9 protein-coding genes are annotated in these 12,193 nt (G+C 70.6%); 2 read left to right on the top strand and 7 right to left on the bottom strand.

Going from position 1 to position 12,193, the window contains the following annotated elements; genetic code table 11:
* Window positions 1-124: 124 nt before the first annotated feature.
* Both ACAM42_RS03100 and ACAM42_RS03095 read left to right on the top strand, forming a co-directional pair.
* Window positions 125-604, top strand: a complete 480-nt coding sequence (locus tag ACAM42_RS03100; RefSeq protein ID WP_070063886.1) for a type VI secretion system tube protein Hcp — start codon at window positions 125-127, stop codon at window positions 602-604.
* 88 nt (window positions 605-692) lie between these two features.
* Window positions 693-1,193, top strand: a complete 501-nt coding sequence (locus ACAM42_RS03095) for a peptidoglycan-binding protein (RefSeq protein ID WP_062482201.1) — start codon at window positions 693-695, stop codon at window positions 1,191-1,193.
* 71 nt (window positions 1,194-1,264) lie between these two features.
* On the opposite strand, the gene ACAM42_RS03090 is transcribed toward ACAM42_RS03095, so the two are convergent.
* The 7 genes from ACAM42_RS03090 to ACAM42_RS03060 all read right to left on the bottom strand — a co-directional run bounded on the left by ACAM42_RS03090 (window position 1,265) and on the right by ACAM42_RS03060 (window position 12,153).
* Window positions 1,265-2,059 carry a PP2C family serine/threonine-protein phosphatase gene (locus tag ACAM42_RS03090; protein ID WP_369631081.1) on the bottom strand — a complete coding sequence of 265 codons (795 nt, stop codon included), beginning with the start codon at window positions 2,057-2,059 and terminating at the stop codon, window positions 1,265-1,267.
* Window positions 2,060-2,102: 43 nt separating this feature from the next.
* Window positions 2,103-3,788: a type VI secretion system-associated FHA domain protein TagH gene (gene tagH / locus ACAM42_RS03085; protein ID WP_369631080.1), complete on the bottom strand. Its 1,686-nt coding sequence runs from the start codon at window positions 3,786-3,788 to the stop codon at window positions 2,103-2,105.
* A gap of 114 nt (window positions 3,789-3,902) precedes the next feature.
* Complete coding sequence (locus ACAM42_RS03080) at window positions 3,903-4,298, bottom strand: DUF4150 domain-containing protein (RefSeq protein ID WP_369631079.1); 396 nt, start codon at window positions 4,296-4,298, stop codon at window positions 3,903-3,905.
* Window positions 4,299-4,323: 25 nt separating this feature from the next.
* On the bottom strand, window positions 4,324-4,983 hold the full coding sequence (locus tag ACAM42_RS03075) for a DUF3540 domain-containing protein (RefSeq protein WP_369631078.1): 660 nt from the start codon (window positions 4,981-4,983) through the stop codon (window positions 4,324-4,326).
* Window positions 4,984-5,009: 26 nt separating this feature from the next.
* Complete coding sequence (locus ACAM42_RS03070; protein ID WP_369631077.1) at window positions 5,010-6,062, bottom strand: pentapeptide repeat-containing protein; 1,053 nt, start codon at window positions 6,060-6,062, stop codon at window positions 5,010-5,012.
* Window positions 6,059-8,680 (bottom strand): DUF2169 domain-containing protein, encoded by a 2,622-nt coding sequence (locus ACAM42_RS03065; RefSeq protein WP_369631076.1) that lies wholly within the window; start codon window positions 8,678-8,680, stop codon window positions 6,059-6,061. Before ACAM42_RS03065 ends, ACAM42_RS03070 begins: the two co-directional genes overlap by 4 nt.
* Complete coding sequence (locus tag ACAM42_RS03060; protein WP_369631075.1) at window positions 8,677-12,153, bottom strand: type VI secretion system Vgr family protein; 3,477 nt, start codon at window positions 12,151-12,153, stop codon at window positions 8,677-8,679. The genes ACAM42_RS03065 and ACAM42_RS03060 overlap by 4 nt, the downstream gene beginning before the upstream one ends.
* Window positions 12,154-12,193 lie beyond the last annotated feature (40 nt).

The following is a 12,193-nucleotide window of genomic DNA, read 5'->3' as shown; positions in this document are numbered from 1 at the left end:
CGGGTTCCGTTTCGTTCTATGAGTAGCTGCCGGGCATCGGAACTTTTCTCCCACCGCCGGCAGCCATTTTTTTCGTTTCGATCATCAACCGCCCGAATGCAATCGGGTTCCAAGGAGTAGGAACATGTCATCTGACTTTCACATCAAGCTCGACGGCGTCAAGGGCGAGTCTTCTCACAAGGACCACAAGGACGAGATCGAGATTTCGTCGTGGTCCTGGAACGTGAGCAACGCATCGGGCGCGGGATCGGGCGGCGGTTCGGGCAAGGGCAAGGCCACGCCGGGTGAATTCAACTTCACGCACGTCTACGACAAGGCATCGCCCGTGCTCGCCAAGAACTGCGTGAGCGGCAAGCACTTCAAGGACATGGTCATGACCTGCCGCAAGTCGGGCGAAGGCCAGCAGGAGTACCTGAAGGTCACGCTCAAGGAAGTCTTCATCTCCAGCGTGGGCCCCGGCGGCGCACAGGGCGGCGACGTGCACGAGCAGGTGTCCTGCAGCTTCAAGGACATCGAGTTCGCCTACAAGGGCCAGGACGACAAGGGCGCCGGCGGCGGCGAGGTGAAGTTCGGCTGGAACGTGGCCACCACCGAAACCCGCTGACGGGCGACGGACTCGTCAGCCCAGTCCGCCCCTGGCACCCCACGGTGCCGGGGCCGGTCCCTGCCCGTGTCCTCACCGGAGCAATGCCATGGCATTCAGCACCACACTCATCGGTACCAGCGGCAAGCTGCACACGACCTACAACTCCGATTGGTCGGTCGGACGGATCGGCTCCAACACGCGTGAAGACGTGATGCTGGTGCAGGCCCTGTTCAAGATCTTCTACTACGAGCTGCTCGGCTTCAACCACGACTTCGACCCGCCCCCCGGCGCGACCGAGGTGATCGTGGTGGACGGCTACTACGGGCCGGTCACGCAGAAGCACATCACGCACTTCCAGGAACAGGCGATCGCACGCGGGCGCAAGGTCCTGCCGGACGGCATCTTCGATCCGTTCCGCGAGCCCGGTGCGTCCAGCACGATCAGCAAGACGCGCTACGCGCTCGACCTGCTGAACAACGGCTGCGCCAACAGCTGCGAAGAGCAGAACATCGACAACTACAGCAACCTGCCGAACCGGGAAGACATGCCCGCGTTGCTGCGCAGCGCGCTGAAGAAAGTCAAGAAGAAGGCCAGCAAGTACAGCTGAACAGCCTCAGCGGCCCCAAGCAAAACGCCCATCCATCGGATGGGCGTTTTGCTTGAAGGATGGCGCCACGCTCAGGGGTCTGTCGACGCGACGTTCTCGGGCAGCAGCCGCGTCATGTCGTCGTCGGCGTCCTCGATCACCCACAGCGTGAGCGCCGTGTAGTTGTCGTGGCCCGGCTTGGCGTTGGCCTTGATCTGCGCGTCGAGCAGCTCGGTCCACTGGCTGGGCGTGCGCGACGCGTGCAGCGTGTCGACCAGGCACTCGTCGCCCAGCGGCTCCCACACGCCGTCGCTGCACAAGAGCAGCACGTCGCCGGGCAAGAGGCGCATGCGGTCGGACACCGCGATGTCGGGCGCCTCCTCGATCGAACCGAGCGCCGACAGCAGCATGTTGCGCTGCGGATGCAGGCGCGCGCCCTCCTCGTCGAGCATGCCGCTCGCGACCATCTGCTGCACCAGGCTGTGGTCGGTGGTGCGCGCCACGATGGCGCCGCCGCGGAACAGGTAGGCGCGGCTGTCGCCGCTGTGCACCCAGGCCAGCACCTCGCGCTCCAGGTCGATCACCGCGAACACCACCGTAGAGCGCATGCCGGCGAGCTTGCCGCCTTCGGCCTGGCGCGCCACCACGTCCAGGTTGGCGCGCTCGATCAGCGCGCGCAGCGCGGCCTCGTCCAGCGACGGCGCCCCCGAGAAGCCGCCGAGCACGCTGGCGCGCACCGTGGCCGCCGCCACGTCGCCGCCGCCGTGGCCACCCGCGCCGTCGGCCACCAGGCAGGCGACGTAGCGCTCGTCGTGCCAGTGGCCGTGCACGTCCTCGTTGTAGGTGCGCCCGCCCTGCCGGGAGAGCGTGACGATTTCGATTTCCAAGCGGGGTGCCTCGCGAGTGCTGGGGGTTGTTCTGGTTGTCTTTTCAGGTGTCGGACTTCAGGCGCGCCATCTGCTCTTCGTAGGCCGCGAGGAAGGCCTTGCCGAAGAGGCTGTGGAAGTCGTCCTCGGCCTCGCTCGCGATGCCGCCGTACAGCGCCACGAACTGGTCCCAGAGCTTGGCCTTGCGGTTGGCGGCAAAGAGCGCGTCGAGCGCGGTCTTTGCGCTGATCTTCTTCTCGAGCTCGGCCGGCTCGAAGCGCCCGATGACATGGGCCAGCGCCGCGCGCATGCCCACCATCACGCCGAACTGGTGCGCGCGCAGGTCGTCGAAGGCGTCGCGCATCGCGGCCTCGGGCGGCATGAAGCCGCGCACGCCGGGGCCCAGCAGGTGCGCCAGCGCGACCTCGACCGTGGGCGAGAACTTCAGCGGGTTGTTGGCTTGCGACGCGATCATCGTGACCTCGGCGCGCACCTCGCGCTTGAACTCCTGGCGCGTGAGCAGCAGCTGCAGCGTGCCTTCGGTGGACGTACGCAGCATCGCGCCGATGCGCTCCATGAGGCCGGGCGTGAGCATCTCGGGCGGCTGGTGCGTGCTGGCCAGGCCGCGCAGGAAGGCGACGAGCAGCTCGTCGTCGGAGGCGGCGCGCGGGGGCGAGGCTGCTGCGGTGGCTGCCGGCGGCGCGACGTACACGGGCGGCGGCGGTGGCGGAGGGGGCGGCGGCTCGGCGACGCGGCCGGCGTTCTCGGGCCCGCTGATGCGGATCGGCTGGCCGGTCACGTCGTCGAACTTCGCAAGCGGGGCCACGGGCGCGGGCGCGGGCGCAGGCGCAGGAGGCGGCGGCGGTGGCGGCGTGATGGCCTTCGGCGGCTCGAAGCCGAACTGGTCGATCGGCAGGTGATCGGAACGCGGCACCGGCGTGGCGGGCGCCGCGCGCTGCAACGCAGCCAGCGGGTCGGCGTCCGACGCGGTGTTGGGCTGCAGCAGCGGATCGGCCAGCGGCGACAGCGCGAGCGGATCGCCGCCGATGCCGCCGGCGCCCGGCGAACCGCCGAACAGATCGTCGATGCTCGCGGCCTTGCCGTGCGCGGGCGGCGCGCCCAGGTCGGAAAAATCGTCGAGCGCGCCGAGTCCGGCAGAGGGCGCGGCCGAGGGCGTGGGGCCGAGCAGGTTCGCGAACGGGTCGACCTGGTCGGCCTGCGCATTGCGCGAGCCACTGGCCATGGGGTCGGGAAAGAGCAGCGACTCGGCGGGCGCGGCGGCGGCGCGGGCCGCAGCAGGCGCCGGCGCGGGAGCGGCCGGCGACCCCAGTCCCGCAAGCAGGTCGGCGAACGGATCGTCGCTGCTGGCGGCGGGCGCGGCGGCCGGCGCCGACATCACGGTGTTGGGGATGACCGGCGCGCGGGGTGCCGCCGCAGCCGCCATCACGCGCACCGAGAGTTCGAAGCTGCCGATGACGAGCCGTGCGCCGTCGGTCAGCGCCGCTTCCTTGCCCGCGCCCAGCGACACGCCATTGCATTGCATCGCGTTGCTGCCGCGATCGACGATGAAGTACTGCCCGTCGCGGCACAGCACCTGCGCGTGCACGCGCGAGACGGTGCGGTCGGGGTCGTCGAGCACCAGCGCGTTGGTGTCGGCGCGGCCGATGGTGCCGCCGCCGGGTCCGAAGTCCGCGGCGATGGACGGTCCGGCCGGCATGCCTTGCCGGGTGATGACAGCGATATGGATCATGAATCGGCCCCCGATGGCGGCTGCGCCCGTGCAATCTCGCAAGGAGTATTCATTCCGTGGGGCCGGTTGGCAATCTCGCCTTAAGAGGTATGCCGCATGCGCGCCTTCGCGGCCTCACGGCGCCAGCAGCAGCACGAGCGACTGGCTCGGCACCGCGCGCACGCCCGGGCAGTTGGTGCTGTTCTGCAGCGAGTTGCTGGTGAGCCGCGTGGCCGGCATGCCCATCCACAGCACGGTGAAGGCGCCCGTGAGATGCCGACTCGGCCCCATCACGGTGCCCGAGGCCACGCCCAGCAGCACGCCGGGGTTGTCGCCGTTGGTCATCGGGATGGTGGTGCCCAGGTTGTGCGCCGGCGCGCCCATCACCAGGATCGTCGGACAGTTGGGAATGGCCATCGGCCCCATCGCGATGTTGGGGTACGGCACCGGAATCGGCGACGGCGCGGCGGGCGTGATGCAGACATCGGGAAAGCCCATGTCGGTGCCCATCAGCTGGCAGTTGGCAAACATCGCGTGCCTCCTTCGTGTGCCGGCTTCAGCCGAAATGGATCTGCGCGCCGCGCGCCTTGATGAGCTCGCGGCCGTTCACCAGCGTGTGCTCGCCCTCCAGGCGCAGCAGCTGCGTGGCCTCGCACTCGAGGTGCGTGGCGGCCACGCGGTCGATGCCGTCGGTGGTGCGCAGGTAGTTCTTGCTGTAGTGCTGGACACGGTCCATCACCGAGGACAGGAGCGAGCCCACGAGCTTCAGGCCGGTGGCCGCCACGCCGAGCTGCCGGCCCACGACGTCAGCCGTGTCGACGCCCACGCGCAGCCGCTGCGCGGACACCTCGCAGTCCTGCGCGCGCAGGCCGATGCGCGCGGCGTCGAGTTCGAGCGCGCCGTCGGGCGCGGCGATGCGCAGGCCGCCCGGGCAGCTGACGACGTTGGCGGTGCCTTCCTCGCGCTGCAGCACGGCCATGATCCAGACCTCATCGGGTGCGATGCGCAGGCAGGCCACGCTGTCGCCTGCAGCGGGTTCGAGCAGGCAGCTGGCGGCACGCGCAGCGCGCAGCCGCAGGCCGCCGCTGGCGACGACCGGCTCGCCGGCCGGTCCGCTGTCGAGCACGCCGACACACCATTCGCCGGTGAGGGGCCTGGCGCCCAGGGTGCGGCTGCGGCGGCTGGGGGCGCGGGTGGGGGTCGTTGCGGTGGTCATGGGGTGTTCCTTTGCTTGCGGTGCGTTCATGCGGCCAGCGGCTGCCAGCGCTCGGCGGCGGCCAGGTCGGGGTCGGACTCGATGGCGCTGGCGCGGTCGCTCATCTGCGCGTTCTCGGTGCGCGCACCGTGCAGCACGGTGCGCTTCATCGTGGCGCCGCGCATCTCGGCCGCCTCGAGGTTGGCGTGGCGGAAGTCGGCGTAGGTCAGCTCGGCATCGCGGAAGTCGGCGCCGGCCAGGCTGGCGCCCGCGAAGTGGGTCTGGTACAGGTCGCAGCCGGCAAAGCGCGCGCCCGGCAGCGAGGCGCCGGTGAACAGCGCCTGCCGCAGTCGCGCCCCGGAGAAATCCACGCCCTGCCCGGAGGCTGCGCAGAAGATCGTCGACGGCGCCACGGCCTTGACGAAGCGCGCGCCGTCGAGCGTCGAGCCCTGGAAGTTGCACTGCTGCAGCACGATGCCGCTGAAGTCGGCGCCGCTCAGGTCGGTCGACGAGAACTGGCACCCGTCGAGCGACAGGCCGGCGAACGACATGCCCTTGAGCGAGGTCTTGAAGAACACGTTGCGCTGCATCTGCGCGCCCGTCCAGCTCAGGTGCGAGAGGTCGCACTCGTTGACCGTGGTGTACGGCCACTGCGTGTCGTCGGCGCACACGTCCAGCAGCACCGACTGCGTGAATACCGCCGAGCCCAGGGGCGCGCCGCGCAGGTTGGCATGGTCAAGCCGGCACTTCGACAGCGTCGCCATGGTCATCGTGGCCTGCGCGAGCTGCGCGTGCTGCATGTCGCACTCGGTGAACACGGCGCCGTGCAGGTTGGCCTCGCGCAGGTCGGCGTGGTCGAGCAGGCAGCGGTTGAACACGGCGCGGCGCAGGTTGGCCCCCGAGGCCATGAGGCCACGCAGGTCGCAGCGGTCGAAGACGCTCTCGCGCAGGTCGGCGCCGCGCAGATCCGCCTGGGCCAGCCGCACGAGCGTGAACACGCCGCCGCCCAGCGACAGCCCGGCGTAGGGGCCGGCGGACAGGTCGCGCTTCTCGATCGTTTCGCCGAGGTGAACGGCCAGCATGAGCAGTTTCGGGGTCATGCGGCGGCCTGCTGTTCGGGGGTGAGGCGGGGCCAGGTGCGCGCGCGTGTCAGCAGCGCGCCTTCGAGATTCGTCGAACCGTCCAGGCGCACGCGGCTCAGGTCGGCCGCAAAGAGGTTGCTGCGCCGCAGGTCGGCGCCGCGCAGGTCGGCCTTCTGCATCACGGCGTCGCTGAAGTTCACCCCAGACAGCAGCGCGCCGCGGCAGGCCGCCATGCGCATCAGCACGCCCTTGGCGCTGGCCAGGCGCAGGTCGGCGTCTTCCAGGCACACCTCGCTGAGGTTGGCGCCGTCGAGCACCGCACGCACCAGCTTGGCGCCGCGCAGGTCGCAGGCGCCGAAGTTGAACTGGCGCAGGTCGGCGCCGCTCATGTCGACGCCGCCCATGGTGCAGTCCTTGACGGTCACGGCGCCGGCGCAGCGCGCGCGCTGGAAGTTGGCGCCGTCGAGCTTGCAGGTGGCGAAAGTGGCGTGCGCCAGGTTGGCACCGTGCAGCTCGACGCCCGACAGGTCGGCGCTGAGAAAGTTGCAGGCCGACAGGTCGGCCTCAGCCAGGCGCATGCCGCGCAGGTCGAGCTGGTAGAAGGTCTGCCCCGCGAGCGTGGCGCCCTGCCAGTCGGCCTCGCCCCAGGTGGTCTCCAGCAGGTTGGCGCCGATGAAGCCGGCACGCCGCATCTGCGTGCCGGCGAAGTGGCAGCCCATGAGCGTGGCGTTGCCGAAGTCCGCGTCGTCGAACACGCCGCCCGCGAGCCGGGCCTTGCCGAGGTTGGCCTTGCCGAACTTCGTGCCGATGGCGATCGCGCCCTCGAGGTTGGCATGTGCCAGCACCGCACCCGACAGGTCGGCGCCCGAGAGGTTCGCCCGACGCAGGTCGACACTCTCCAGCCAGGCGCCCTGGAAATTCACGTCGCGCAGGTCGAGCCCGGAGAAGTCGGCGCCGGTGAAGTCCAGCCCCGCGAAGTAGCGCATGCCCGCGGGCACCGCGCGCGCCATCTCGCCGCGCAGCGAGCGCGCCGCGTCCGCGGGCATCGCGTAGGCCGGCGGCTGCAGGTGGGCGCCCTGGAGGTAGTCGCGGCGGTGCACGTCTTCCAGCTGATAGAGCTTGGGCAGCAGGGGCGCGAAGTCGAGCTGGCGCGTGCCCGCCGCGGCCATGCGCTGCATCTCGGCCAGGTGCGTCTTGGCGCGGTAGGCAGGCGGGCCGCGGTGCTGCAGCTGGCTGCGGTCGATCTTCTCGGGCGGGAGGGCGAAGGCACGCTCCAGGGCGGTGACGGCGTCTTCGACCATCGCCCACTGCTGGGCCTGCATTTCCTTCATCTTCTGTTCGAGGTAGGGCGGCAGCGCGTCGCCCGTGGGCACCTTTTCGCGCGGCGGCATGCGGATGCCCAGCGCGTCGGGGTCCTTGCCCATCTCGCGCACCTTCTGGCGCGCGATGCGCACATCGACCTGCGCGCGCCGGTACTGCGCCTCGCTCTGCAGCCCCGCCATCGCGAACGGCGCCTGGGCGGCCTCGACGTCGGGGTCGGCGGTGCTCACGCCCGGCGGCAGCAGGTCGGACTCGACGAGCCCGTAGATCGCGCCCATGTGCGGGTCTTCGCGCCGGGCTGCGGCGTCGAGATAGTGCTGGTCGGGGCGGGCTTCGCCGTTGCGCTCGACGGCGCCCATGAGGCTCACGATGTCGGACGCGTCGTCGGTGCCGACCTCGGCCAGCCCCTGGAAGATGGCGATGCAGCGCTCGGCATGCGGAAAGAACCAGACCGTGGTCAGCCGCAGCGGCACCTCGCGGATCTTGGGCTCGCCCTGTGCCATGCGATAGCCGACGAACACGCGCGGGCGCATGCCGGGCAGCCGCCCTTCGATGAGGCGCCGGGTCGGGTGCATGTTCTCGAAGGCGAAGGGCTCGTCGCCGGCCAGCGCACCGCCCACCCACTGGTCGGCCGGCGCGAGGTTGAAGTAGCGCCAGTCGGTGTCGGGGGCGAACCCGGGCGCGTGCTGCTTGAGATAGTCGGCGTCGTAGGTGCCGCGGTACTGCGCGCGCTGCGGATGCATCAGGTCGAGCGGGCCGAAGCCGGCCGGCGTGACGGCCTGGCCGGGCCGCAGCAGGCGCTCGCCCGGCAGCTCGACGTTGGGCAGCCAGGTCGCACCGCCGCCCTCGGGCTGCCGACCGCGGCCGGCGGGGTTGCCGGGAAAGTCCGCGCCGCCGTACGCGCGCGACCAGCTGATCGGCAGCGAATCGAAGGGCTGCGGCGGGCTCGCGCGCCCCGCATCCCAGTAGCGCTCGCCGAAGACCAGCAGGGTTTTTTCGCAGCCGGCGAAACGCGCGCGCACCGCGCAGGCGTCGGGCCGCTCGGGCGGTGCAAAGGCCTGGCCATGCACGAGGAACTCGGGCGTGAGCTTGGCCACGCCCTCGTCGATGAACGGCTGCGCCATCTCCTTCGACAGGAAGGCCCACATCGATTGCTCGGCCCACAGCGTGCCGCGCTCCCCCTGCGCGAACGGCAGGTGCAGGCAGGCGCTGATGCTCAATCCGAAGCGCTTGCGAAATTCGATCGGCCGCGTGGAAAGGCCGAGCGCCTGGGGTTTGAGGACCTGCATGCCGTGCGACCGCGCTGTGTCCGTCATGCGCCGCTGCCCCTGCCACCGCCTGCGCCCCCACCGCTTCCGCCGCCACCGCCGGCGCCGCCCGAGCCATCGCCGCCTTCGGCGCCCCCCGTGCCACCTGCGCTGCCGCCACCGCCACCGCCACCGCCACCTCCGGCACCGCTCGAGCCGCTGCCGCCTTCGGCTCCGCCCGCGCCGCCGCTGCCGGGGCCGCCACCGGCCCCACCACCGCTGCCGCCCGAACCGCCGCCCCATTGGGACTGCATGGTGCCGCCGTCGGCGCCTTCCCCGCCACCGGTGCCACCGCCTGCGCCACCGGCACCGCCACTGCCGCCCCCCGCGCTGTCCGGCACGCCGGAGGCATCGGAGTCAACGCCGCCCGCGCTGCCGCCCGCACCTCCCGCACCGCCCCCGCCGCCGGAACCGCTGCCGCCCGCACTGCCGCCATCGGCGCCTCCTGCACCGCCTGCGCCTTCCGAGCCGCCCGAACCCCCACCGGCGCCGCTTCCGCTGCCCCCGCCGGCACCGCCGCCCGCGCTGTCCGAACCGCTGCCACCTTGCGCGCCGCTCCCCCCGCCCGCACCGCCCGCGCCACCGCCGGCCGGCGCACCTCCGCCTGCGCCACCGCCGTCTGCACCGCCCGTGGCGGGCCCCGAGGAGGGTTGCCACGGGTCCATCGGGCCGATGTCATCGGGCGGCGGGGGCGGCGGTGCCGCCGAGCCGTCGGCCAGGCGCGACTGGTCGGCGGCGAGCTTCTCCGCAGACGTGCCGTCGCCGAACAGCGCTTCGCCGGTTTCGTGCAGGCCCGCATCGAGGGCGTCGCTGAAACTGGTAAAGCCCCTCACGCCCTGCGCGTGACGCTCCAGCGCCGAGCCCTTGAGCGCGCGCAGCCGGTCTTCCAGGCCGTGCATCCCGGCCGCATGCGCCTCCTTGGCCGCCGTCTCCAGCGCCACGGCTGCGTCGGCGTACTGCTTGAGCGTGGCGGCAATGTCGGCGTCCGCACTGGCGGCGCCGGCCACGGCCGCCAGGAGCCCTGCGACCACCGCGGCGTCGGCACCGCCTGCGCCGACGCCGGGCTTGAAGACGTGCAGTCCGGCCTGGTCCAGGTCGATCGCGAACGACTTGATTTCGGGCGCCGCGCCGTTGACGAGCTTCACGCCCAGCGAGTTTTCGATCGACACCCCGACGAAGTTGGACATCGCCAGCGCCAGCGCGTTCTCGATGCTGATGCCCATGAAGGTCGAGCGCGCCATGCCCAGGTTGGCCTCGCTGTTGGTGCCGATGTAGCCGCTGGTGTTCGGCCCCAGGATGGTCGTGTTGGCGCCGACCGAGGTGGCGTCGATGTTGCCCACCGCCATCATCTCGATACCGGTGTTGCTCATCAGCTTGATCTTGTTGGCCATCAGTGCCAGCGGACCGGTAGGCACCGTGATGTACTTCGAACTCGAGCCGGTCACCAGCCAGTCGATGTGGCCGGCCTCGAAGCTCATCGTCGCGGCCTTGAACGTCACCTTGCCGCTCACGGTGGTGGTCTGGTTGCCGATCACGTTGCGGGTTTCGCCCGCGCGCGAGATGTCGGTGCGCGCGCCGGTCACATCGGTCTTGTGGGTGCCCGTGACGGCCAGCGTGTCGTTGCTGTCGACGAAGGTCTCGCGGTTGCCCACCACCTGGTTGTTCTGCTTGCCCTTGACCGTGTTCTTCTGGTCCACCACCACCATGTTGGTGTCGTTGCGCGTCACGGTGCTCTTGCGGTCGCGGTCCACCAGGCTGGTCTGGTCGCGCTTGACGGTGATGGTCTGGTCGCGGTCGATGGTGGTGGAGTCATCGCGCTCCACGCTGCGGCTCATGTCGAGCTCGGCGTGGATGTTGATGTTCTCCTCGCCCTTCTTGTCCTCGAACATGATCTCGTTGTAGTTCGCAGGACCGCCGCCGGGCGTGGAGCGGGTCTTGAAGCCGCTTTGCGTGGCGGACTTGTACGGAATCGGCTGGTCGTCGTTGTAGACGCGGCCCACGATCACCGGCCGGTCGGGGTCGCCGTTGAGGAAGTCGACGATCACCTCCTGGCCGATGCGCGGTGCGAAGTAGCCGCCCCAGCCCTTGCCGCCCCAGGGCTGCGACACGCGCACCCAGCAGGTCGACTTCTCGTTGCTCTCGTCGTAGCGGTCCCAGTGAAAGTGCACCTTCACACGGCCGTGGTCGTCCACGTGCAGCTCGTCGCCCTTGGGGCCGACCACGATCGCGGTCTGCGGGCCGGGCATGGTCACGCGCGGCGTGAGGCGCGGCGCGCGGAACGGCCGGTCGACCGGCATCACGGTGAGCAGGAACAGGCTGCTGCCGGTCTGCGCGGCGGCCAGCGCGGGCGTGGCGGCGATGAGCTCTTCCAGCACCGGCAGGGTGTCGGCGTTCACGGCGTCGTCGCGCAGCACCTCGGCCAGCGCGCGCTGCACGGGCTGGGCCGGCGCGCTGGCGCTCACGCCCTCGTAGCCGCGGTGGCTGGCGATGAAGGTGCAAGCGGCGATCACGTAGTCGCCGTTGCGCGTGCCATCGGGGTCGTCCTCGAACTTGAAGCTGCGCCCGGCCGCCACGTCGGGCCACGGCGTGAGCGCCCAGTGGCGGTCGCGGCGCGCGTTGAGTTCGTCGCCGCGCAGCTTGGCGCGCGTCTCGGCGTCGTCACCGCTGAAGTAGCCGCCGGGGAACTCGAACATCTCGAACTCGGCGAGCTCATGCTGGTCGGAGCTGTCGATGTCGGCGCCCAGCTTTTTCTTGATGGCCTTGAAGTCGCTGTCGCGCGACGAATGCTTGCCGGTGTCGAACTGCCGCGCGCTGACCCAGCGCGAAATCTCGTTGAAGCGCGGCTCGGCCGCGTGGACCGCCATGTGGCGCAGCGTGTCGGCCGCGGGCAGCTTGTCGTGCGCCAGGTCGCTGGCGTCCGACAGGTGCATGGTGCCGGGCGCGTCGTGCGCGTCGAACCAGTAGTAGATGCCCTCGTCCTCCAGCAGGCGCGACAGGAACTGGTAGTCGCTCTCCTGGTGCTGCACGCAGTAGCGGCGCGGGTTGTGCGTGCCGATGACGTTGGTGGCCTTGGTCTTCTTGAAGCGCTTGATCGGGCTGTCCTCGAACACCGCGTCGAGCACCTCGAGCACTTTCTTTTCCTGGTGGATGCGCGAGTTGGCGCGCTTGGTGAGCAGCCAGAACCACGAGCGCAGCGCGATGCGGTACTCGTAGTGCCGCCCGATGTGGCCCGCGCGCACGAAGCGCACCGCATGGCCCTGGCAATGCCGCTCGTGCGCGCCGCCGTCGGCGTCCTTGAACTCGATGACGACGTCGAAGGCGTGGCCCAGGATGTCCTTGGCGGCGAGGTCCTTGTTCTTCGACAACACGGTGAGCTCGTAGGCCGCCGGGCGCGCCAGCGCCTCGTGCCCGACGATGCGCCAGAACATCAGGTCGTCCTTGGCGGGCGAATCGCTCTCGATGCGGAACTCGTGGTCGGCCATCTTGGGTCTCTCGGAAGTGGGGCGTCGCGCTGCGGGGTCG

It is taken from the genome of Variovorax sp. V35 (assembly GCF_041154465.1).
Classification (GTDB): Bacteria; Pseudomonadota; Gammaproteobacteria; order Burkholderiales; family Burkholderiaceae_C; genus Variovorax; species Variovorax boronicumulans.
Note: the sequence above shows the minus strand (reverse complement) of the source record. Positions and strands in the feature narration are given on the sequence as shown.